Origin of the sequence: Idiomarina sp. UBA3176 (assembly GCF_002364295.1) — a bacterium.
GTDB lineage: Bacteria > Pseudomonadota > Gammaproteobacteria > Enterobacterales > Alteromonadaceae > Idiomarina > Idiomarina loihiensis.
In genome coordinates, this window is sequence record NZ_DEXU01000002.1 from 62,728 (window position 1) to 86,218 (window position 23,491).

Consider the following 23,491-nt stretch of genomic DNA (forward strand, 5'->3'; position numbering starts at 1 on the left):
ATGAAATCAAAGTTCTTTACGTTATCAACTGTTGCCGCTGGGCTTATCGCTGCATCGGCATCCCCAGCTCTGTTAGCCAATGATGCTAGCTCCGAGCTGGAACGCATTAGTGTCACGGGTTCCTACATTAAACGGGCCCAGAATGAAGACGCCACGCCGTTGCAAATTATTGATGCCAGCGACATATCGGCCAGCGGTGAAATTACGCTGACAGACTTACTGCGTGACTTAACGGTGAACACCGGTAACAGTTACGACGAGCAATACACCAGCAGCTTTTCGGCGGGGTCGGCGTCGGTTGGCTTACGCGGCTTAAGCCCCAAAAACACGCTTATTCTAGTGAATGGTCAGCGGGTCTCAAACTACGGTTTTGCGCTGGGCACTCAGGACACCTTCGTTGACTTAAACGCATTACCTTTAGGCGCGGTAGAGCGCATAGAGGTACTGAAAGACGGCGCTTCCGCAGTATATGGCTCGGACGCTATTGCCGGGGTTATCAACATTATTTTGCGTAACAACGTACAAAGCACGCAATTTCGGGCGGGTGTCGGCGGTGCCAGCGAAGGTTCATTAACGCAATACAGTGCGGGCGTTATCAGCGGGTTTGGCGACATAGCAGACGACGGCTATAACCTGACATTCAGCTACGATTATCTGACCCGCGAGCGGTTAAACGCCAATGACCGCGACTTTACCCGTTCCGGAGACTTTCGCGACAAGCCCGGCGGCCGCCTGGCTGGTTGGTCGTCGCAGGGCGGTAACTATTTAAGTGATCCGCAGAACCCTCAGGCTTTTGAGAACTGCCCGGGCATTTCTGAGAAAAGAGACCGAAGCGATTTCACCCCTGGGGCAGACGGGCAGGTGTGTGCCTTTAACGCTCAGCCATACAACACGCTTCAGCCAGAAGTTGAGCGGCACCAGTTCTCATTACAGGGCACTTTGCAACTCACTGACGACATACAGGCCTACAGCGACTTTCTGTATAGCAATAACCGTTCAAGCCACGTATTTGGTGCGCCGTTAAGCGTTGGGGCCGGGCTCCGGGCTTACAATCAGGAAACCGGCAGTTTAGTGGATATTCCGGTGGAATTGCCGATCGGCCATCCGGACAACCCTGGCTCGCAACCCTTACCTTTTGAATACACATTTTTTGACGTGGGCGAGCGCGTCAAAGCCAATAAGCAGGACTTTCACCGCTTTCTGGCCGGTGTGAACTACCGTGGCTTAGACTGGGACTGGTCAGTCAATGTGCTGAACTCACAAAGCCGCCAGCGCGAGTACGTTGATAACTTTATTAACCGCTACACTTTTGAAGATGTGCTGGCCAGTGGCGAGTATGACTTCTTTAACGGCAACAATGACCCGGAAACCATTGAAGCGTTGCGCATTGATACGCGTCGTCCGGGCTTTTACGAGCTAAACAGTATTAACGCTAATGCCAGCACCATTTTAAAAGAGCTGGATAACGGCCCGCTAAGCGTTGCCTTTGGGGTCGACTGGCGTGAAGAAGAAATGGATGCGGGAACTTCACCGGAAGTGTTATCGGGCACCGAACTGCGCCCGGCTATCAACCTGGTTAAAGGGAAGCGACAAGTTGCCGCAGGCTTTGTTGAGCTGGAGGTTCCTGTCGTGGAAAACCTAAACGTAAACTTGGCCGGCCGTTATGATCATTATGACGATTTTGGCTCAGCCTGGTCACCTAAAGTGGCGTTTCACTATGTATTAGGCGACGACTGGCTTCTGCGCGGCTCGTGGTCACGCGGCTTCCGTGCGCCATCGCTTCCAGAAATCGCAGAAAGTAACACCATCAGTTATGGCTCGGTCATTGACTCTAATGACCCTATTGATCCGGGCGTGCGCCGTGGTTTTACGCAAGTGCGCACGGGTAACTCTGAGCTTGATGCCGAACGCTCAACCAACCTCAATGCCGGTATTATCTGGTCTCCGCAAAAAGGTGCCAGCATAGCTGTGGATGTATTCGAAATTGAGCAGGACGACATTATTGCGCCCGACAACGCGCAGTTCATTATCAATAATGAAGACCAGTACGCAGACCGCATTCAGCGCGACGACGCCGAGCGACTGCAAATTATCAGCAACCAGTACCGCAACCAGGGCACCCGCTCGACCCGCGGCTTCGATGTTGATGCAAACTACCAAGTGCAGTTAAGCAATTCTACACTTCAGTTTCAAAGCACATGGTCACGGCTTTTAGAGTACGAACAGGCGTTAGTTGCGGGTCAGGATCCTATTGATGGTGCCGGTGGTAATATTTTAGGTGCTCTGCCCAAGTGGAAAGGTAACAATCAGCTACGCTGGCTTGTTAGCGACTGGCAATGGGGCGTCAGCCTTAACTACACCAGCAGCTATGAGCAACAGGTTGCCACACAAAGCAGCAACCCGGGCTTAGATGAAAAGGTTGATAGTTACTGGCAGGTTGATTCACAACTGGTTTATCAGGGTTTTGGTGACACTCAGCTGACCCTGAATATCAGCAATCTGTTTGACGAGCAGCCGCCGTTTGATCCAGTTGGCGGGGCCTACGGATACGATATGACCCAGTACAATCTGCGCGGTCGTACAGCTAATTTATCCATTGTTCATAACTTTTAACTGATAATGTCAGCAGGGTCAGAAATTCTTCTTCTGGCCCTATTTTGTAAACGTGTGATCTAAACACCCCTCTTACGCTATAGTACAAGGAGTCTCAATAAAGGAAGCTTGCGCTTATGAAAAAATGGATCTGGATAATTGCATCGGGAGTTACCGCACTAGCAGCGGTTAATGTCCAGGCGCAAGAACTGTCTGATATGCAGCAGTGTCTGCTGGATGAAATGAACAGCACGAAAGCGGAGACCACTATTGCCGATGTAAGGTCTAAATGCGAGGAGAAACTTCGCTCTGCTGACGATGAAGACATTGTAGAAGTGGATGCCGTCGAAGAGCCCGGCGCTTTAACCAGCCGAATGAAAAGTGAACAGGTCACCCAATTTGACCCGTACGTTTTAACCCCGCATCGCCGTAATTACTTATTACCGGTTATTACCAGTAATAACATCAACCGCTTGCAGTACGCCGATATTGAAGGTTACCAGGACAATTTAGAAGACTACGAGGCAAAGTTCCAGCTCAGTTTCAAAGTGCCTTTTAACAAAGAAAGCTTGTTATTCGAAGACGACAAGTTGTTTTTTGGCTTAACCGTGCAGTCCTGGTGGCAAGTCTACTCCAGTGATATTTCTAAACCATTCCGGGAAACCAATTACATGCCGGAGGTGTTTTATGCCACTTCAACCGGCTGGCATCCTTTTGGTACTAATACAGCGCTGGTTTTTGGTTTAGAGCATTTGTCCAACGGGCGCAGCCAGCCTTTGTCCCGTAGCTGGAACCGCGGTTATATGCAGTTTGTGGTGGAGAAAGGGCGCTTTGTTTTCTCACTGAAGCCCTGGTTACGTTTTCAGGAAGACCCAAAAACAGACCCTTTGCAATCCAGCGGTGATGACAACCCGGATATTACTGATTACGTGGGTGACTATGAATTCACCACCGCCTATAACGATGGTGATTTCGAATACATTCTCAGGCTTCGTCATGCCGTAGATACCGGAAGAGGGTCAGCCGAACTGAACTGGACTTTCCCTCTTGGTGGTAAGTTTATTGGCTATACCTCTATTTTCACCGGTTACGGAGAAAGCCTGATTGATTACAACCACAAACAGACTCGTTTTGGTATCGGTATAGCCCTAAATAACGTTCTATAAGAGTTTAGAAGCTGTAGGCGGCTGACAACCATAAGCGTCGGCCGTCTTCAACATAGCCGTACTCTTCCACGCCAATCTCTTTGTCGAATAAGTTGTAAACACCCGCAGCCAGCTTTAAGTCACGCGTGACAAAGTAGTTAACACCAACGTCAGCTAAGGTGTACGAAGGCGCAACCAAAGAGCCCTGTGAAGGTCCGGTTGTCGGTTGGCTCTCTTCACCGCGATAATGCACACGCAGCCAACTGTTCCAACGCTTACTTGGCTTCCAGTTTAATGACGTTTGCACTAAGTGCTTAGGTAGCTGGTTTAACGGTTCACCTTTGTATTCGCCGGACTTCTGCTCAGAATCGGTGTAAGTATAATTACCTTTCAGAGACCATTCCCGGCTGAAGTGAGTACTTAAGGTCATTTCAATACCGCGAGTAACAGCTTCATCAACGTTAATCCGGGTGGTCGGCATAGATCCAAATTGATTAGGCCCCGCATCACAGATTGTTTGAGGACAATCGACACGCGTGATTTTGTCGTCAAACTGATTATAGAACACGGTTATTGAAGTTGAACTACGACGTCCCCAGTCTGTGTATAAACCCAACTCGTAGTTGGTCGATGTTTCAGCCTTCAAGTCGGGGTTCCCGTAAACGTTACCACCACGGCTTACCTGTCCCCATTCAGCTGTTGTTTCACGTAAACCTGGTGCCCGGAACCCCGTAGATACACCACCTTTTATTGTGGTTGCGTGGCTTAATGTATACACACCGTATACGCGGGGGCTCCAGTGTCCACCAAAAATGTCGTCATCATCGTAGCGAATACCTGTGGTCAGACTAAAGCTGTCAAATACAGGCCAGGCTGTTTCGGCAAATACCGACCACTGTGACCCATCCACCTTAGTCACATCGCTAATTTGGTTACTGGTTAAGTCTTCCAGCTCTTCTTTTTGGTACGCCACGCCAAGGTTCATAGAGCTTTCTTCAAGCAGCGGCACGTTCCAGTGACTCTGAAAATCGGTGTTTTTAATAGTCATGAGACGCGCTTTGTTTTCATACTCATCGCGCTTTAAATAACTGCGGGCGCCCACCAGGCCCCACTGGCCATTATGAGCAATAGATACGCTGGTATTATCGTATTCGGTGATTGATGACTCGGGGCATCCACGGCGACCACACTCCTCCCCCGGTGCCAGCGGCTCAATAGTTTTGCCGACAGAGGCGTCGATGCTTTGCTTAGCAGTACCCACCTCAAACAGAATTTCGTGATCCCGGTTCGGTGTGTAAGCCAGTTTTAAGTCCGCATCTTCTGCGGTTTTATCCCGGTAGCCAGAAACAATTTCATCTTCCAGGCGACGCGTATAACCGGCGGACAACTGGATACCCAAAGTATCTTTAATTAACGAGCCAGAGGTGAACAAGTTGGTTTGGTAACTGTTGCCTGACTCCGAGCGTTCCTGCAAAGTGCCATCAACGCGGATCTCCGAGCGCCATTCCTCCGGCGTTTTACGGGTAATAATATTAATAACGCCGCCTATTGCGTCCGAACCGTAAAGTGACGACATGGGTCCGCGAATGACTTCTATACGATCGATTGACGCAAGTGGCGGTGTCCAGGCACCTTCAACGCCGGGGCCGTCACTGTTTGGACGGGTTTCGCGTGAGCTCTGACGCTGACCATCGACTAGAATTAGCGTGTAGTCTGCTCCCATACCGCGCAGGCTAATATCCTGACGGTCGCCGCCGCCAGTCACAATAACACCCGGTACATCGGTCATCGCGTCGGTTAAGTCTTTATAAAAACGCTGCGAAAGGTCTTTTCTGTCAATAACGGAGATTGAAGCCGGGGCTTCTTTAATATGTTGTTCAACACCCGAAGCAGTAACCACCATAACTTCCATATCTTTGTGCTTATGATGCCTTCTTTCCGGCCTTTCCTGTTCCTGCGCCTGAGCAACCCCTACAGCTGACGCTACGGTTAATGCTAATATGCTCAATTTAAAGCCACTGACGCTGCAATTCATGTTCATCCCCTAATGAATTATTAAATGCGAATTATTTTCATTGGCGATTTTAACTGGTACTATGCGAACAGCAACTTCAAAAATGTTGAAAGCTCTTTTAGCAGGACTTAACACATGAATCCGAAAATGATTCGCTCATTAAAAGCCTTTACCCGCACCGTAGAACTCAACAGCATGAGTGCAGCGGCAAATGAATTGCACATGACGGTATCTGCTATTAGCCAGCAGCTGCAGCGACTGGAAAACGACAACGGCATTTCGTTATTTCATCGCAACACACGTTCGCTTTCACTTACCGAAGCCGGTCAGGTTTTTTATCAATCGTGTCTCGATATGCTGGCTATTGCAGCGAAAAACCAGGAGCGTTGGGATCAGCTAACGAATCAGCCGCAAGGGCAAATAAAAATTATTGCGCCCGTGGGTTTTGGCGGAGGCTTACTGAGCGAACCCTTAAAGCAGCTACAAGACGAGTTTACTAACGTAAGCTTTCAGCTGCATATGACCGACGAGCCTATTGACCTCATTACCGCCGGGGCAGATCTGGCTATTCGCATTGGTCCGCTGGCCGATTCAACCTTATACGCCAGACATTTAGCAGACTGGCACATGGTTCCTTGCATTGCTGCTGAGCATCCTGCGGCTGAGAACTCGATAAAAAGCTTTGATGATTTACCCGAAGGTTGTTTTATTGGGCACATACCCAGCTTACCCAATAAGGATTTCCCCAAGCCAAAAGTGCTGCTGAACAACATGCAGACGGTCGTCCAGTTAACGCTTGATGGTGTTGGCTATGCGCTACTTCCGGAGCCGGAAATTAAGCATTATATTGAGAGTGGGCGTTTACTGCGTTTGTTGCCTGAATGGGAAGGCAGCCCGTACAGTGTTCACGCGGTACTGCCGATTAAAGACAACATACCGGCGAAAACTGAACGGACGATTGAAGTGCTAAGCCATTTCTTTCATCGACTGTAATGAATGTTCTACTTCACTTTCGCCTGCCATTAGGTCAAAAGCTCTCATCTCAGTGCCGCTTTCATCCAGGCAGCGGCGCAGCACACTGGCAACATCCTCACGCGGGATAGATCCCGGTGCAAGCGATTCGCCAACAACCACTTTACCGGTGGCTTCTTCGTCGGTTAGCGCTCCCGGACGTACAATGGTCCAGTTGAGTTTGGTGCGCATTAACTCGCGGTCGGCGTAATGTTTGGCGGCATAATAAGGAAGCAGAGCGTCAGCCCAGTTCTCACGGTTATTCGACTGCCAGGCACTGACCATGACAAAACGTTTTACGCCCACCGATTCCGCTGCTTCCATGGTTTTAACTGCGCCGTCTAAGTCGACTAACAAGGTTTTATCGTCACCAGAGCTTCCACCGGAGCCTGCGGTAAATACCACAGCGTCAACGCCCTGAAGCAGTTCTTCCAGTTGTGAAACGGGGCCTTCTAAATCACCTAATTTGGTCGTAACGCCTCGGTCTTCCCAGGCTTTTTGCTGTTCTTCCTTGCGCACCACCGCAATCACTTCATGCGTTTTTGCGTGCTGCATCTGTTCAACTAAATGCTGACCAATTTTTCCATTTGCGCCTATAACTGCTACTTTCATTAACGACCTCCTTAAATATTTCGTTGTTTGAGCTTACGTAACAAAAGCTTAGTTTAGATCGCTCATTTACACCGATTTACAGGCACAAAAAAAGGCAACCCGAGGGTTGCCCTTTTAGACTTCGAGGCGCGTAATTACAGCGCTACGATGTTCTCAGCCTGAGGACCTTTAGGGCCTTGAGTTACTGCGAACTCAACGCGCTGGCCTTCAGTTAAGGTTTTGAAACCGTCGCTAGAAATAGCGCTGAAATGTGCGAAAACGTCTGCGCCGTTTTCACGTTCGATGAAACCGAAGCCTTTTGCTTCGTTAAACCATTTTACTGAACCAGTAATTTTCTCTGACATAATATATCTTCCTGTAACTTTTAAGTATGTGGCCATTTAGGCCGATGATGCGGGTAAAAATAAGAACTTAGAACTACAGGACGATGGTATTAATAATAATAGGTCAACGAAGTGGAGTCTTTTAACTAACTGTCTTTCTATCCGACACCGTGAAGTCTACGCTTATTCCACTGCGAGTCAAACCATTTACCAAGTTATTTTCATAATAAGTTTAAACATCGCTTTCACTGGCCCAGACAACACGATTGCGACCTTCTCGCTTAGCCTTATACAGCGCCTGATCCGCTCTTCTGTAGATACTGGAAACATCGTCATCGGGGTGGCTTTCTGACGCACCGACACTTACCGTCGGATTAATGATTTCACCTGAATCTAAGGTAACTACCGTTTCCTCAACGGCCGCCCGCACCCTTTCCAGTACCTGTACGGCACTTTCATGGTCAGCATAGGCAAGTAACCACCATAAACTCTTCGCCACCCACTCTAACCACACTGTCACTGCTACGAACCGCCGCTGACATAGCTTCAGAGCCTGCAATTAATACTTTGTCACCAATATCGTGGCCATAGGTATCGTTAATGGTTTTAAAGTGGTCAAAGTCAATAACTGAGACAACAAAACCCTGCCCTCCATGTTGCCGAACCAGGCTCTGTTCAAGTATTTCCATACCCGCTGAGCGATTTTTTAATCCGGTTAGCGCATCGGTGTAGGCAATTAGTGCCATATCGTCGCGCTGGCGGATTAAATCGGAGCGAACTTTCTGTTCCGTAATAACGGTCTCCAGTGCGGTGCCCATCATTCGCACCATTTCAATTTCCAGCTCAGTAAAAGGCTCTGCTCTTTTGCTTTTACGGGCGAAACCCAAAATTCCCCATACCTGATCATTAATAATAAGTGGCGTACCTATATAAGTCTCCAAACCATAAGTTTGATAACTCGCGTGCTCTTTAAAGCGTGAGTCTTTTGACGCGTCATTGGTATAAATTAGATGGTTAGCCTCAAGCACAACGGAACAATAGGTGGTTGCCAGCGGCAGCTGCGTTCCGGCCGAAAAGTCCATTTTCGCGGTTTGCACCCACTCAATGGTATAAGTGCCGTTTTGAATGGAGCTGGCCGTTCCTATATCAACACCTAAATATTCAACACCCACTTTTAACAGCTCATCAATAGAAGCCGGGTCAATGCGCCGTCCACGCTTATGGATAACTTCATGAATCGTGCGCATAACATCAACCGACGCGTAATAGTCACTGACATCTTCGACAAGCACGTAGATACCAGTAACCTTGTCTTGCTCATCAATTTCAGGAAGGTAGCGAATATCTAAGAAGCTTTTGCGTCCATTGCGAAAAGTGACCGAATCTGAAAACTCCATCTTCTCGCCGGTGGCAAAAATATGGTCATGATTGGGCTTTATGCGTTGATAAGACTCTTCGCTAAGTACATCGGTTAACGGTTTGCCCAGCATTTCCTGCGGGGTCAGGTCAAAGAACCCCGCATACGACGTATTTACATAGCGAAACAGCCGGTCTCTGTCGACATAAGCCACCATAGTTGGTAGCTGTTCAATAATTCTGTGAGTAATATGATGTTTTCTCATGACGCCTCATCACTTCTTTGCCCGACAGAGCGGTCTGCAATTAACAATTGTTACTATAATTAATAGTGTAGCAAGGACTCAGAAGTTAAACTGGCAAGATTGCTTTAAAAAATCCAGCACCTTTACGCCGGGCAAATTCAATATTGCGCTCAGGAATCGATTCAGGGTCGTCATAATCTCTCAGAGCCTCTTCAATACTGGCCTCACGCAATAAATGTAAAGTTGGATACGGGGCACGGTTGGTATAATTTGCCGGGTCGTCCTGGGGCTCGCCCTCAAAGCAGTAGTCGGGGTGAAAATGCGCCAGCTGGTACACGCCTTCGTAGCCTTCCTCAATAAGCAAAGCATCGGCTACATCAACCAAATTCAGAAATTCGTAAAACCCTTCAAACCCCGACGGCAGAATAAGCAGCGTGGTTTCGGTTTCAGGTGTGGTATCCAGGTGTTTAGCTTCATCCAGCAGCTGCTGTAAAACAGCTTGTGGCTTGCGATTTTCGGCTACACTATAGCGAATACTCTTGCGCTCAACTTCGCGGCGTGCAAAAGGGCAGATGTTGTACTTTACAATCAGCTGTTGCACCCAGTGCCGGGTTTGCTCAATAATCTGATGGGTATCGGTCGTCATATTTCTTGTCTTCGCTAAAAGGGGCGCCACTTTGCCATGAAATCACTTGAACTCAAAATACCACCTTTGCTGGTTGTTGCCATAGTCGCCGGTTTAATGTGGTTAACGGCTCACTATACGCAGGTCTTTAACCAATTTTATGTCGGCCAGCGCGCCGCAGCTATTTTTCTATTGGTATTAGGAGTCTTGCTGCCCTTGTTAGGCGTTATTGGGTTTCGCAGAGCACAAACTACGGTAGACCCACGCGCTCCGAACAAAAGCACCGAACTTGTCACTACCGGAATATACCAAAGAACACGTAACCCAATGTATTTAGGCTTTTTCTTTTTGCTTATGGCCTGGGGTGTGTTTCTGGGAAGTGTCTTTTCTTTATGGGGGCTGGCGTTATATGTGGCCTATATGCACCGCTTTCAAATTCTGCCGGAAGAACGTATGTTAACTGAAACGTTTGGTGAAGCTTACAAAAGCTATTGTCGTAAAACCGGGCGCTGGTGGTAACCGGCAGCTTTAGAATAACTGCCGGTGTTTTAAGCTGCGACCGAGTAAAATTAAGCCTGATAAACTAAACCATAACGCGATGGTAGCGGCAATAATGTTCAGTAAGCTGTTAAAGTCGCGTTCACCACTGTAATCCATAAAGTGTAAACGGAACATCCAGTCACTTAGCCACCAACTATGATTACGGTGATCAACCACTTCACCAGAGGCAGCGTCTACATACACACGCGTATGAATGTCATCGGTAAAAGTGACTCTGTAACCGGGCTTGTTCCAGTCAATAATCTCTTCACTGCCCGTTACAGCCTGTACTTCGTTAACTGAACCCGGCCCGTTATAGCTTTGTCGTGCCAGTTTTGCGGCCAGCGGCGCGGACGTTTGCCAGCGCTCTCCGGTCTGGGCATTCACATAATGTCTGGCACCCTCAATTGTCAGAACAAGGTACTGAGCCGTTTCCGAAATTGAGCGTATTTCCACACTTTTAATATTTTCGAAGCGTTCCATTAAGGCGTTTTCAGGATAAAAAACAGGCCCGACCGGCGCTTTAGGAGCGCTTTGAAAGTAGTCATGAGCCGCCAGGCTCTGGTGACCCACCCAGCCGAAGTACAAGCCACTAACCAGCCAGATAAGCACTTGTATAAGAATGACCAAACTCAGCCAGCGATGCAGCTTACGCACAAACCTCATGCAGCTCGCCTGCTTCTTCTGCGCGGCCGGAAGTGGAAGTAAAGCAGAGCCGTGCCAGTTATCACAAAAAGTATATTCGCTATGCTAAACGCCTTTAACCACCAGGTTTCAATATCCACTCGGTCTTGGTAATCCATTATGTGAAGCATCCAGAAAAAGTCGAACACTCGCCAGAAGTTATGTCGTTTGGTCACCAGCTCCCCGGTTGTCGCCGAGAAGTACAAGGTAGCACCGGCCCAATCATTAAAGTCTACTCGCCATACGGGTAACAAAGCGGAGTTAAGCTCACCCGGAGCACGATCTTCAATAAAGCTAACCTGGGCTTTTGCGTCTTCATTTCCACTGTAATGTTGACGGGCAATGTAGCCAATATCCATGCGGTCAAGTGTGATCGGCTCCAAGGATTCGGCGCTCAGCAATTGCGTACCGGTTTGGCTTTCAACGCGGTAAACCGTCTGCAAAGAGCCCTTTACCCACTGGCGCATAAGTCGCACCGACGTGGCTTGCGGATGTTGCTCTAAGACCCAGCTTACCGGCGAAATTAACGTGTTCTCAGCTATAGGTTGCTCAAGCTTTTTCACCAGATGGTCGCCGTGAATGAAGCTTAAATCAAAGAACACCATATAGGCGCCACTAATGCTCCATACCACTAACTGCAGGCCAAAAAGAAGAGATAACCAGCGGTGCCAGATACGCCATTGTCGTAATTTCATCAGGGTTATCCGTGCCCGCTGCGTTTAAGTTAAGCCTCTAAAATTATCGACTTGCCCTGTAAAAGTCAAAGCAGTTCTTTCACTCTTTGCCTTAACTCCGGAATAACCTCAGTTTCAAACCATGGGTTACGCTTCATCCAGATATTGTTGCGGGGGCTCGGATGAGGTAATGGTAATAACTGCGGCCAGTAACTTCGCCAGTCTCTGACACGTTCGGTCAGGCTGCGCTTAGGTTCCTGCAAATGCCACTGTTGCGCGTATTGACCAATAGCCAGTGTTAATTCTAAATTGGGTAGCTGTTGCAGTATTTGCTCGCGCCAGGTGGGCGCGCATTCGGGGCGGGGCGGCAAGTCACCGGACTTACCAGTGCCCGGATAACAAAAGCCCATAGGAATAATAGCCAGTTCTTCGGCATTGTAAAAAGTGTCTTTATCAATGCCCATCCACTGACGAAGCCTGTCGCCACTGGGGTCATCGAAAGGCTTACCGGAGGCATGAACGCGCTTTCCGGGGGCTTGTCCGGCAACTAGAATTCTGGCTTTAGGGTGCAACTGAACAACGGGGCGGGCACCAAACGGCAGCTCTGGTTCACATAAGGTACAGGCACGGACATCACGCAGAATTTGTTGCCAATGCGGCGGCTCTTCCCATTTCATAACCTTGCTCCAGCAGCTTTTTATCCTGAGTGAAACGTCCTACCGGGAAATCCTCCGGCGGAGCCAGAACGGTCATTTTACAGTCCGCAGGAGGGTTATCAATAAAGTTAATAGCGTCATTGTAAACGGCCGAGCGGCGGGCTACTGCGTCAAATAAGGCAGGATGGTGTTTAAAAAAGCGCTTAGTAAACTTAGGCAGGGGTCTTATCTTCTTTCGGAAACCTCGCGGCCGGGACAAAATAACGGTTATATCCAGCGCACCCATTTCATAGGCTTTAATCACCGGAATAGAGTCACCCAGTCCGCCATCCGTCATAGGCGCTCCACCAACGGCCGGAAACTCGCGGTAAGCCAGCGGAATAGCACAGGAAGCAGGAAATAGTTCGTGTAAGTTATCGGCTGTCACCCTGGTATACACCGGAAACCCTGTATCGACATTGGTCGTTACAACGTATAAAGGCCGGTTCTGCTCCAGGTAATGACGGGTATTCAGTGGTACTTGTTCAAACGAAGCGTGCCAAAGCCAGCTCACATCGCAAAAATGTCCGCCTTTTAAAAAGCGTCGCCAGTTCAAAAACTCGGGCTGTAGCGCATGCTGCAAGAGAATTTTACGGTTACGTCCGTGGTCGCCGGCAAGAAAACCAATTAGGTTGGTTGAACCTGCCGACACCCCAATTGCAAAATCAAAGTCGGTTTGTCCGGTTTCAAGAAAGCCGTCCAGCACACCAGCGGCGAAGATACCGCGCATGGCGCCACCTTCTACCACTAGTGCTTTTTTACTTTGCTCCTGGGTCATACACCTGCTTATTTTTCAATACTCTCTACTTCTCAATACTCTTTATTTTTCAATACTCTCTACTTCTCAATAAAGGCCTGCTCAATCACGTAGCTGCCTTGCTTACGTGATGTTGCTTTACTAAAGCCTCGTTCATTGAGAATAACCATCAGATCTTGAAGCATAGCGTCATTACCGCACAACATAAAGCGATCGTGTTCAGGGTTCAGATCTGGCATACCAATGGTTTTGGTTAAGGTACCAGACTCCAGCAAATCGGTAATACGTTGCTGATGCGCTTCATCACGGAATGGCTCGCGGGTCACTGTCGGGTAATAAATGAGCTTTTCCCGCACCCAGTCACCAAAGTATTCGTTATTTGGCAGAATCTCAGAGATTTCCTTTTGATACGCCAACTCAGACACCCAGCGCACACCGTGAACCAACACGACTTTATCGTACTGTTCGTATATGTCGGGGTCTTTAATAACGCTCATAAAAGGCGCTAAACCGGTGCCGGTACTGAGCAAGTACAAGTTTTTGCCTGGCAGTAAGTGCCCCGGTACTAACGTGCCTGTAGGGCGTGTCGACAACACCACTTCGTCGCCCACCTTAATATGTTGCAGGCGTGACGTTAAGGCACCGTCCGGCACTTTAATACTAAAGAACTCAAGCTCTTCTTCGTGGTTTGCGCTGGCAATGCTGTAAGCTCTGAGCAGCGGCTTGTCTTCCAGTTGCAGTCCCATCATTACAAACTGACCGTTTTCGAAGGTAAAGCTTGGCTGACGCGTGGTTCTAAAGCTAAACAGGGTGTCGTTCCAGTGGCGTACCTGAGTCACTTTTTCCGCAATGATACTTCTCATAACAATTCCTCATTGGCGATTTTGTGCGCATAATAACATAAAAAAACTAAATCTAAATGAGAATTTTTATCATTAACTATTGAAAATGAGAACGGTTTTTATATAAGATACATGCACTGTTGTTTGTAAAGGAAGAAAAGTTAATGGCTCGACGTTCGGGTGGCCGCAGAGGGTGGTCTTTAAAAGACTGGCATTGGATAAGCTCTGCCGTTTGCCTCATTGGCATGTTGTTGTTTTCAGTCACCGGTATAACGCTAAACCATGCTGGCTGGATAGAATCCGCACCCAGCGTCGAAAGCCATGAAAGCTCTCTCCCACAAACGGAATTGGACCGGTTGGCGAATGCTTCAGGGAATGACGCTCTACCAACTTTTTTCCACCGCTGGTACGAAGATAAGACGCAAAACAGCATCAGTTCAAATGCCGAAATCGAATGGAGTGACTACGAATTGTACGTCGCCATGCCTCGCCCTGGCGGGGACAGCTGGTTCAGCGTCGATTTAACCAGTGGTGCTTTTTATTCGGAAACCACCGATCGCGGCTGGATAGCCTATTTCAATGACCTCCACAAAGCCCGCAACACCGGTTTTCTCTGGAGTCTTTTCATTGACGTATTTGCCGTTGCCAGCATTTTATTCACAATTACGGGGTTATTACTTTTGAAAAAATACAGTAAGGGGCGCAAGTCCACCTGGCCACTGGTTCTGGCTGGCTTCATCATTCCTTTGTTCGCCGTTATGGGATCAGCACATGCTGCTGAAAACGAGCTCAACGTCGAAATTCCCCGCCTGTCAGTGGCTGAATATCACGCACCTTACCTGGCGGTATGGCTGGCAAATGAACGTAGCCAACGGGTAGCTGATATTGCAGTCTGGTACGACGTTAACCTAAAAGATAGCGAAGGCGAAAAGTGGCTTAAAGACATGCGCCAGTGGTGGCGTCGCAGTGGTCGTATGGCCGACATGCCTATCGACGGTGTATCGGGTGCAACTCGCCGCCCCGGCACTCACAAGGTGGACTTAACGCCTTTATTAACCAAACTACCGGAACTTGAGCCCGGCCAGTACTACTTGTATGTAGAAGCCGCGCGCGAAGTCGGCGGTCGCGAAATGCTGCGCCTGCCATTGTCTTTACCTATCGATAGCCCAATATCCATCTCAGAGACCGGCGAGCACGAGCTTGGCCGAGTGTCATTAAAACTGGAGCCTTAATCATGAAATTATCTTCTGTACTTACAACCAGCCTGGCTGTGCTGACCTTATTTGCCAGCACCAGCAGTGAAGCTCACCGGGTCTGGATTAAACCCAGCGCCACCGTCGTTTCCGGCGATTCCGAATGGGTGACTTTTGATGCCGCTATAGCCAATGGCATTTTTTATCCAGATCACTACCCGCTTAGCCTGGATTACGTAAAAGCCATGGCGCCAGACGGCTCCGATGTGACTCTGGAGAATGGTCATAAAGGCAAATACCGCTCGGTATTTGATATTGAACTGGAAAAAGAAGGCACTTACACCATTTATTCAGCCAGTTCAGGGTTATCTGCGCGCTGGATAGATGACGAAGGTGAACGCCAATACTGGCCACCACGTGGTGCGCAAAAAACCAATGAAGACTTCTACAAAGAAGTGCCTCAGGACGCTAAAGAGTTAGAAGTTAGTGAGCGCTCACGTCGAGTTGAAACATTTGTAACTTCTGGTGCACCAACTTATGACACCCTGGGTCCAACAGGTAAAGGTCTGGAACTTGAACCAGTGACCCACCCGAACGATTTATACACTGGTGAAAACATTACCTTTAAGTTCAATATTGACGGTGCCGCAGCAGCGAGAACTGAAATTTTCTTGGTAAAAGGCGGTGAGCGTTACCGAGATCAGGCACAACCAACCAAGTTAACGACCAACGAGAAAGGCGAAGTCACCTTCACTCTGGATGAACCAGGCATGTACTGGTTAGAAGCAGAATACGCTGACGACAACGGCGAAGCCCCGGCTACCAAACGCCAGGGCTCTTACGTTGCCGTATTAGAAGTTCTGCCTATGTAACCTGGCTACTGAAGACGAACCACTCCCAGGGTGTTGGCGTCGGTGCCGAACCAAATGGAATCGGTAGCTTCATCATAGAACATATGACGAACAGTACCGCCGCCACTCTCCAGCTCAATTGGCTCTGAAAACTCGTGGGTTTCGGTATCGAAGCCCACCAGCCGGTTTGGCTGCACACCGGTCTCTACAAACCAGACGTCATTACGTTTATCCACCGCCATACCATAAGGCCGTGAATTTTCTTCAGCTGGTGCCCGCCAGTCTTTATTCTCACCGCTAGCCGGGTCGTAGCTACCCACGTAACCTTTATTATAATCGACGTACCAGATGGTACCGTCGTCAGTCATACCAAGCCTGCGTGGCCTATTGTCTTTCCGTTCAAGCTCAATTTCCCGCAGCTTTCCGCTTTCAACAGTCGCCAACTTATTGGTACCAAAGAGCGTTGCCCAGGGTTTGTCGTTTTCAACAATTAAACCGTAAGGCCGGGCCGAATCCGTGGGCACATCCCAAAGTTCTATTTCACCGTCATCTGTTTCCAGAAAGCCTATTTGGTTACCGCCCTGCACCGTAAACCAAATATTGCCATCGCTAGTGAAGTCCATGGTGTGGCTGTCGCGCATTCCATCTCCGGGTAATTCAAACTTTTTAATGTCGCCTGAAACCGGATCAATTAAGCCAATATGGTTCATAAGATTGCCGGTGTACCAAGCGCCACGATCATCGACAATAACAGTATGCGGACCCGCTCCATCGGGTAGATCGTAGCGTTTAAACTCTTCGGTTTCGGGGTTAAATGTTGCCGCGTAATCACTTCCCTGACCCACGAACCAGACCGTATTATTGTGCACCCAGGGGTCACGAGGCCGGGAGTCCTCCCAGGGAACCTGCCACTCCTGAATTTCCGCTTTAGCCAGTCCACTGTCTTTGTGGTCATCGCTGTTAGCCGGCGCACTGCTTATTCCCGCCAGACCAATAATTACCGCACTTGTTAAGCTTAAGTATTTCATTTTATGGCCTCCGTAAATAATTTCGTAGCCTGACATTCATGTCAGGTGAGATATCGCTCCTGACGTAAACGTCAGACTACTACAATGGGATGTCAGGCAACTAACTGATTTATCAGTATAGACGCTATTGCTTCAAACCCAACACTGTGCAATCTTCAACCTTTAAACACTAAACGGTACCTGTTACATGCTGGATCAATGGCTTATTGGAATAATCTTAGTCGCCATGTTGGTGCTTTTCGTCATAGATAAATGGCGTTACGACCTGGTTGCCATGATGGCGCTATTGTCCGCGGCTATTCTTGGTCTGGTTCCAACTGCCGAGGTGTTCAGTGGTTTTGGTAACGCTGCTGTCATTACTGTTGCGGCGGTATTGATTATTAGCCAGGCACTTTGGCGCTCCGGCGTTGTCGATGCACTGGCATCGGCTATGAAAAACATAGGCGATAAACGCTGGTTACAGATGATAGCCCTGACCTCAGTCACTACGATCTGCTCAGCTTTTATCAGCAATACAGGCACCATGGCGATAATGATACCAGTCGCCCTTCAACTCGCCCGCAGCAGTGGCAATAACCCCTCCAAAGTGTTAATGCCTATGGCCTTTGGCTCCTTACTGGGGGGCACTATTACTATGGTGGGTACGCCGCCGAACATTATTATTGCCGATATTCGTCGCGAGGCTATGGGTGAGTCTTTCGGTATTTTTGAATTTACTCCGGTTGGTCTCAGCATCGCCATCGCGGGCTTACTCTTTATGTGGCTGCTAAGTCACTGGTTGGTGCCAGAAAAAGCTGGGAAATCCAAATCGCAGTCACTTTACGATGTCAGTAGCTACCTGACCGAACTCTATGTACCTGAAGGCTCTAACTTTGTTGGTGAAACTCTCTATGAGCTGGAAAACCGTAGCGAAGAGGACTTTGTAATTGTTGCACTACAACGTGGCGAAAAGCGCTGGTCTGCACCGGCCCGATACTTGCGATTGAAACCTGAGGATGTATTAATAGTTGAAGCCAACGCGGAGACCATTCAGCAAGTTATTGACGGAACAGGGCTTGAGCTTAACGCCGAGGAAGAAATTGACGAGCGCTTTTTAAAGTCCGACGACATTACCGTTATTGAAGGGATTGTCGGGCACGATTCACGCCTTATCGGCCGCTCGGCTGGCGACATAAAATTACGCAGCCGCTACGGTATTAATGTACTGGGCGTTGCCCGCGAGGGCCAAAAGCTGGGAACAAAACTGGCGAATATTCGCTTTAAGCCGGGTGATGTTTTATTACTGCAGGGCGACGCTGAAGTGCTTAATGACGTATTTCAGCGCTTTGGCTGCTTCCCTCTAGCTCAACGTAGCTTGCGACTGGGCTCACCAAAACAACTGATTCAGCCACTGGGGATATTCTCGGCAGCGATTCTGGCAGCAGCACTCGGCTTTATCTCAGTGCCGGTTGCGTTCTCTCTTGCGGCCGGCCTTATGGTTATTACCAATATTCTGCCTCTTCGGGAACTCTATGACGCCATAGACTGGCCTATTATTGTCTTGCTGGGAGCGACAATTCCACTGGGGTCTGCGCTGGAGCGCAGCGGTGCTGCCGATACCATTGCCAACGCGGTGCTTTATGTGAGTCAGGGGTCACCCGATTTTGTTGCCGTGGGCTTACTGCTAATAGTTACGATGCTGCTGTCGAACATAGTTAACAACGCCGCCGCGGCCGTATTGATGGCGCCTATTGGCATCAGTATGGCCAGCAGCTTCGGCGCCAGTATGGATCCGTTTTTAATGGCGGTTGCTATTGGTGCCGCTGTGCCTTTCTTAACCCCGATAGGCCACCAGTCGAATATATTGGTTATGGGCCCGGGGGGTTACAATTTTAGCGACTACTGGCGGCTTGGACTACCGTTGTCCCTGCTGGTTTCGGCGGTTGCGCTGGTCATGATACTGCTGGTATGGCCGTTGTATTAATCGCTGATTTTATAAGGCAGATAGGTTTGCAGTGTTTTCAGGTGTTCGCGTAACGCACTGCGTTCATCCTGACAATACTGCTCAATGGCGTCGCTAAGAGGCGCCTCCATAAAACGGTAAAAGCCTTCGCGCAGAACAGGCTCAAAACCACGATGCAATTTGTGCTCACCCTGAGCGCCCGCGTCAAAATACTGTAGCCCGTGGTTTATGCAAAACTCAATTCCCTGATAATAACAGGCTTCAAAGTGCAGAAATTCAAGCTCTTCCCGGCAGCCCCAGTAGCGTCCGTAAAGTGTATCTTCTCCTTTAAAACACAAAGAAGCAGCCAGCAGGTTGTCGTCTTTGTAGGCAGCGAATACCACAATATAATCGGCTAAATGTTCAGCCCAGAGCTTGAAGGTAGCAGGGGTTAAATAGCCGCCATGCCCCGAACGTTTTAAATAAGTACGCTGGTAGAACAGAGTAAATTGCTGCCAAAACCCCGCAGTTAACTCATTACCCTGCAGGGTTCCCATTTGCACATTTTGTTCTGATACTTTCTGCCGCTCTTTGCGAATCGTCTTACGCTTACGCGACACCAGAGCCGCTAAAAAATCATCAAAGCTGCCGTAGTCCCGGTTCTGCCAGAGAAACTGGATATCAAAACGCTGCCACCAACCTTCGTCGGCGAAAGCATGGCTCAAGTCAGGTTCAACGTACAAACTCTGCAAGTTACTGACGTCATGTTGCTTTAACAACTCCGACTCAATAATGGACAACATTTCGCCGCGGTTAACACCCTCGCTAATAGCCAAACGCGGTCCCTGACATGGGGTAAAAGGTATGGCGTTAATCAGCTTGGGGTAATATTGAAAACCATAGCGCTCAAAGGCTTCGGCGAAGGCCCAGTCGAACAGATACTCACCATAGGAATGCGTTTTCTTAAACCACGGCATAGCCGCAACCATGGTGTCATTATCATCATAAACAACAGCATATTGCGGCAACCAGCCGCGCTGCAGCCCAAGACTGCCACCCTGCTCAAGCGCCAGCAGAAAATCATAGCGCGTAAAAGGATAATGGTTCCCGAATAGGCGATCCCAGTCGTTTTTAGCTACAGTGGTGATTGTTGCGTGAATAACTGCTCGCATGCGTTAGGCGCTCAAAGTAAAAACCCGCACCCAGACATCAGCGGTGAGCTGTAAAAAGCTCATAGCTTCGGCGCGTTCACGGCCTTCGGCGCTGCTGCGGTATAGGTGCGGAGTCATAGTCAGTAAATCTTTTATGGCTTCATTCGATGTCAGTGATACCGGAAAAGTCTCTCGTTGTTCGGAAATCAGTTCAAATTCGGAGGCGGTTATCGGTAAGGTCTCATTTTTACTTTTTATCTCAGAATAAATAATGGCTTTTAGCTCTTTTAGGTGATCACCAGTTGGGTCTACCATAATTAGCCGTCCGCCGGGCTTTAGAACCCGCTTAAATTCAGCTTCAACAGGGAAGCCAAACACGCACAAAATGGTATCGACACTGTTATCGTCCAGTGGAATAGAATTATTGGAAGCGACCATCCAGCTGAGCCGTTTATCGCGTTTTGCCGCAGCCTGCACTGCCCATTTTGAAATATCCAGAGCGGCCATGCTTAAATCGGTACCGTTTTGTTCCGCCTGCTCAACCAAGTAACGTAGGTAGTAGCCTTCGCCGCAACCGGCATCAAGCACCGTCTGCTCACCCTGTGCTAACACAGTATCAGCCAGAACCTGCGCCAGTGGTTCATAATAACCCTGTTCCAGAAACTCCCGCCGTGCCTGCACCATGGCTTTGCTGTCGCCGGGGTCTTTCGAGCGCTTATTCTGCACCGGCAACAAATTTACGTAGCCCTGTTTAGCCACATCATAGCTGTGACCATTTTCACAGCGCCAGCTGCCGTCCACCAACTGCAAAGGTGACTGCTCTATTGGGCAACGTAAGGCGGATATTTTTGTTATTGGCATACCATCTACTTTTACAACGCTATTTTGCGACCATCTTATTCTTCCTGCTCGCCTTCTGCCAGCACAACAAAAAAACCACCACCGCTAAAAATTAACGATGGTGGTTTTGCTATAGCTAATACGTTAAATAATAACTACTGGCTTGTACTAACACCCAGCTCTTTCAGCAAGTTATCCGCGTGGTCAACGTATTCCATCTGCCACAGCATGTAGCGAGTATCCACCTGAATAGAACGGGTGTTCTCCAAGTTGAAATCCCAATCGGAAATAATGGAATCCAGCGTGCCGTCGAAAGCCAGACCAACAAACTCGCCTTTATGGTTCAAAACCGCAGAACCTGAATTACCACCGGTAATATCCAAAGTAGCAAGGTAGTTCACAGGTACAGAATTTAAATCCGCTTTCTCATAAGGACCGAAGTCACCGGCTTCAATCGCCTTCAGTTGTTCTTCCGGCGCATTAAACTCCCCTTCACCAGTGGCTTTTTCTGTTACACCACGCAAGGTGGTAAAAGGTGCCCAGGCATTACCGTCTTCGGTACCATGGTCGCGGCCTGCAACGTTACCGTAAGTAATTCTCAGCGTGCTGTTCGCATCAGGGTACACGGCCTCTCCTTTACTTTGCATAAAGGCAATTTTTGCGCGCATGTAGTCGGCGTAGGCTTGCTGAATTTTACCGGAAAGCTCTTCGCTCTTTTTCTCATCTTCTAAATCGGAAGGATAAAGTGCGACAGCGGCTTTAACGAACGGATCTTCGCTTTGCTCAAACTGTTCCGGGTCAAATTCCAACAACGCCATACGGTTATCTCGGTCAAGTAAGCTAGTGCTTTCATACCAACCATCAATTAACGCGCTTAACTCGTCGTTGCTCATGCCATCACGCAGACCCATAGCTTTATCGAAAGCGGCATCGCGCTCTGACTTAGGCTGTGCCATGTAGCTGCTCAGATTGTGCAGATCTAATGCCTTCTCAACCTTAGCGTCAAAATTGCGATCCATACCCGCTAAATATGACTCAAAGCGCGGAATATCACGTTCCTGGTAACCGGCTTTGCGTTCGGCGTCGGGCTTGGTGCCTTCCTGAGCCAAACGGTGCACAGCGCGGGCAACAGAAAGCAAACGCGGCGTTGCATTATTCAGTTGGTAATCAGCACGACTTTTCTTATGGCGCTGCTGTAGCAACGTATCAATGGTATTAAGCCCATCGGCATACAACGCTTTTTTCGTGCGGTCGCTGTTTACCCACTCAGTCAGTTTTTTATGTTCCTGTTGCTTACGTTCCAGCAAGTCGCTGTTCGCAAAGCTGTCCAGCATACCCTGACGGTTTTTCAGGTAATTGTTCAGGCCGGCAACACGGCTGGCGTACTTGAGCTCTGCATCTTTATCGTCGGCTGTTTCTCGGGCAATAATGTCCAGTGAATCCTGAAACTGTTCAACTGTTTTAGGGTAGCTCCATTCAAAGGTTTCTTTTACTTCAGACGGCAGGCGGTGGCGGTTCGTGCGGCCCGGATAACCCAGGGCCATAACAAAGTCACCTTCTTCCAGGCCTTCACTGGCTATCGTTAAGTGGTAATCCGGTTTATAAGGTACGTTGTCCTCACTGTAATCCGCTGACTCACCTTCCGGGCTGACATAAGCGCGTAAAAAGCTGTAGTCGCCAGTATGACGTGGCCACATCCAGTTATCGGTGTCGCCACCAAATTTCCCCACGCCGCTTGCCGGTGCATGGACTAAGCGAACGTCCTTAATTTCCAGTTGCTTAATAAGGTAATACTCGAGGCTGCCGTAGTATGCAGCTACCGTGCAACGATGCCCTTCGTCCTCTTCACACTCTGCTACCAAAGCTTTCTGGTTATCTTCTATCGCGTCCAGACGCGCTTTGCCCGTTAACTCGGTTACCTTGGCATCAATCACCTTATTAGTGACTTCATCGACCGCTTTAGTCACAAAAATGCGGCTGCCCGGTGCCGCCGGTACTTCTGCACTTAAGTCTTTGGCTAAAAAGCCATTAGCGAGCAAATCGTTGTCTGGCGTCGAGTTATGAGCAATGCTGTTGTAAGCACAATGATGGTTAGTTGCTACTAACCCGTCTGGTGACACAAACGAGGCCGAGCAACCACCCAGGCTGACAATGGCAGCAGCGGGGAACTCGGTTAATTTAGAAATATCATTAGGGTCAATAGTCAGACCTGCCGCCTTCAGCTTATCGGCAATTTCCGGTAACTGTTTGGGCATCCACATACCTTCGTCGGCTGCCGCAAAACAGCTGACTACAGACAAAGCAATCAATAACTTTTTCATAGTATCTCTTCTGTTAATTGTTAGGGAGGGAACAATAAACTCTGATAAAAGCTATAGTTATAGTCTTGCCG

Annotated in this window: 22 protein-coding genes; 7 read left to right on the forward strand and 15 right to left on the reverse strand. The window is 48.8% G+C overall.

The features are described from left to right. Both B2U97_RS00600 and B2U97_RS00605 read left to right on the forward strand, forming a co-directional pair. On the forward strand, nt 1-2,613 hold the full coding sequence (locus B2U97_RS00600) for a TonB-dependent receptor plug domain-containing protein (protein WP_272990436.1): 2,613 nt from the start codon (nt 1-3) through the stop codon (nt 2,611-2,613). A 116-nt stretch (nt 2,614-2,729) separates the two neighbouring features. Continuing rightward, nucleotides 2,730-3,758, forward strand: coding sequence for a phospholipase A (locus tag B2U97_RS00605; RefSeq protein WP_272990433.1), 1,029 nt, complete (start codon nt 2,730-2,732; stop codon nt 3,756-3,758). 4 nt (nt 3,759-3,762) lie between these two features. Here B2U97_RS00605 and B2U97_RS00610 read toward each other — a convergent pair whose 3' ends face one another. Next, entirely contained in the window at nt 3,763-5,772 is a 2,010-nt protein-coding gene (locus tag B2U97_RS00610) for a ligand-gated channel protein (protein ID WP_286823511.1), read from the reverse strand. 114 nt (nt 5,773-5,886) lie between these two features. Between B2U97_RS00610 and B2U97_RS00615 the strand changes: the two genes are divergently transcribed. Beyond that, nucleotides 5,887-6,744, forward strand: coding sequence for a LysR family transcriptional regulator (locus tag B2U97_RS00615; RefSeq protein WP_272989801.1), 858 nt, complete (start codon nt 5,887-5,889; stop codon nt 6,742-6,744). Here the strand turns inward: B2U97_RS00615 and B2U97_RS00620 are convergent. The 5 genes from B2U97_RS00620 to B2U97_RS00640 all read right to left on the reverse strand — a co-directional run bounded on the left by B2U97_RS00620 (nt 6,718) and on the right by B2U97_RS00640 (nt 9,944). Next, nucleotides 6,718-7,374: an SDR family oxidoreductase gene (locus B2U97_RS00620; protein ID WP_272989798.1), complete on the reverse strand. Its 657-nt coding sequence runs from the start codon at nt 7,372-7,374 to the stop codon at nt 6,718-6,720. The two genes, B2U97_RS00615 and B2U97_RS00620, sit on opposite strands and share 27 nt — an antisense overlap. A 134-nt stretch (nt 7,375-7,508) precedes the next feature. After that, nucleotides 7,509-7,718, reverse strand: coding sequence for a cold-shock protein (locus tag B2U97_RS00625; protein ID WP_011235717.1), 210 nt, complete (start codon nt 7,716-7,718; stop codon nt 7,509-7,511). A 211-nt stretch (nt 7,719-7,929) separates the two neighbouring features. Next, nucleotides 7,930-8,196: a diguanylate cyclase gene (locus B2U97_RS00630; RefSeq protein ID WP_272989794.1), complete on the reverse strand. Its 267-nt coding sequence runs from the start codon at nt 8,194-8,196 to the stop codon at nt 7,930-7,932. Beyond that, the gene (locus B2U97_RS00635; RefSeq protein WP_286823514.1) at nt 8,159-9,319 is read right to left on the reverse strand and encodes a sensor domain-containing diguanylate cyclase; all 1,161 of its coding nucleotides are present in this window, start codon (nt 9,317-9,319) and stop codon (nt 8,159-8,161) included. Before B2U97_RS00635 ends, B2U97_RS00630 begins: the two co-directional genes overlap by 38 nt. A gap of 85 nt (nt 9,320-9,404) precedes the next feature. Then, entirely contained in the window at nt 9,405-9,944 is a 540-nt protein-coding gene (locus B2U97_RS00640; RefSeq protein WP_114982320.1) for a DUF1415 domain-containing protein, read from the reverse strand. A gap of 36 nt (nt 9,945-9,980) precedes the next feature. On the opposite strand from B2U97_RS00640, the gene B2U97_RS00645 reads away from it, so the two are divergent. Beyond that, a complete protein-coding gene (locus tag B2U97_RS00645) occupies nt 9,981-10,442 on the forward strand; it encodes a methyltransferase family protein (protein ID WP_273093306.1) in 462 nt (153 codons plus the stop codon). Between the two features lie 9 nt (nt 10,443-10,451). Here B2U97_RS00645 and B2U97_RS00650 read toward each other — a convergent pair whose 3' ends face one another. From B2U97_RS00650 to B2U97_RS00670, 5 genes are all read right to left on the reverse strand, one after another. After that, nucleotides 10,452-11,129: a PepSY domain-containing protein gene (locus tag B2U97_RS00650; RefSeq protein ID WP_286823516.1), complete on the reverse strand. Its 678-nt coding sequence runs from the start codon at nt 11,127-11,129 to the stop codon at nt 10,452-10,454. Beyond that, entirely contained in the window at nt 11,126-11,842 is a 717-nt protein-coding gene (locus B2U97_RS00655) for a PepSY domain-containing protein (protein ID WP_286823517.1), read from the reverse strand. The genes B2U97_RS00650 and B2U97_RS00655 overlap by 4 nt, the downstream gene beginning before the upstream one ends. A gap of 65 nt (nt 11,843-11,907) precedes the next feature. Continuing rightward, nucleotides 11,908-12,498: a uracil-DNA glycosylase family protein gene (locus tag B2U97_RS00660; protein WP_286823518.1), complete on the reverse strand. Its 591-nt coding sequence runs from the start codon at nt 12,496-12,498 to the stop codon at nt 11,908-11,910. Continuing rightward, nucleotides 12,455-13,294, reverse strand: a complete 840-nt coding sequence (locus tag B2U97_RS00665; protein ID WP_286823519.1) for a patatin-like phospholipase family protein — start codon at nt 13,292-13,294, stop codon at nt 12,455-12,457. The genes B2U97_RS00660 and B2U97_RS00665 overlap by 44 nt, the downstream gene beginning before the upstream one ends. Before the next feature lie 59 nt (nt 13,295-13,353). Continuing rightward, nucleotides 13,354-14,136 carry a ferredoxin--NADP reductase gene (locus B2U97_RS00670; protein WP_011235725.1) on the reverse strand — a complete coding sequence of 261 codons (783 nt, stop codon included), beginning with the start codon at nt 14,134-14,136 and terminating at the stop codon, nt 13,354-13,356. A 143-nt stretch (nt 14,137-14,279) separates the two neighbouring features. On the opposite strand from B2U97_RS00670, the gene B2U97_RS00675 reads away from it, so the two are divergent. Together B2U97_RS00675 and B2U97_RS00680 are read left to right on the forward strand one after the other, a co-directional pair. After that, nucleotides 14,280-15,347, forward strand: coding sequence for a PepSY-associated TM helix domain-containing protein (locus B2U97_RS00675; protein WP_286823520.1), 1,068 nt, complete (start codon nt 14,280-14,282; stop codon nt 15,345-15,347). 2 nt (nt 15,348-15,349) lie between these two features. Continuing rightward, nucleotides 15,350-16,180, forward strand: a complete 831-nt coding sequence (locus B2U97_RS00680; protein WP_114982314.1) for a DUF4198 domain-containing protein — start codon at nt 15,350-15,352, stop codon at nt 16,178-16,180. 5 nt (nt 16,181-16,185) lie between these two features. On the opposite strand, the gene B2U97_RS00685 is transcribed toward B2U97_RS00680, so the two are convergent. Next, nucleotides 16,186-17,187: a virginiamycin B lyase family protein gene (locus tag B2U97_RS00685; protein ID WP_272989775.1), complete on the reverse strand. Its 1,002-nt coding sequence runs from the start codon at nt 17,185-17,187 to the stop codon at nt 16,186-16,188. A gap of 187 nt (nt 17,188-17,374) precedes the next feature. Between B2U97_RS00685 and B2U97_RS00690 the strand changes: the two genes are divergently transcribed. After that, entirely contained in the window at nt 17,375-19,150 is a 1,776-nt protein-coding gene (locus B2U97_RS00690) for an SLC13 family permease (protein WP_011235729.1), read from the forward strand. Here B2U97_RS00690 and B2U97_RS00695 read toward each other — a convergent pair. The 3 genes from B2U97_RS00695 to B2U97_RS00705 form a co-directional block, all read right to left on the reverse strand. Continuing rightward, nucleotides 19,147-20,280, reverse strand: coding sequence for a GNAT family N-acetyltransferase (locus tag B2U97_RS00695; protein WP_034822860.1), 1,134 nt, complete (start codon nt 20,278-20,280; stop codon nt 19,147-19,149). The two genes, B2U97_RS00690 and B2U97_RS00695, sit on opposite strands and share 4 nt — an antisense overlap. Nucleotides 20,281-20,283: 3 nt before the next feature. Next, a complete protein-coding gene (locus tag B2U97_RS00700; protein WP_286823521.1) occupies nt 20,284-21,120 on the reverse strand; it encodes a putative RNA methyltransferase in 837 nt (278 codons plus the stop codon). A 134-nt stretch (nt 21,121-21,254) separates the two neighbouring features. Further along, on the reverse strand, nt 21,255-23,420 hold the full coding sequence (locus tag B2U97_RS00705; protein WP_286823522.1) for a S46 family peptidase: 2,166 nt from the start codon (nt 23,418-23,420) through the stop codon (nt 21,255-21,257). Between the last annotated feature and the right edge of the window lie 71 nt (nt 23,421-23,491).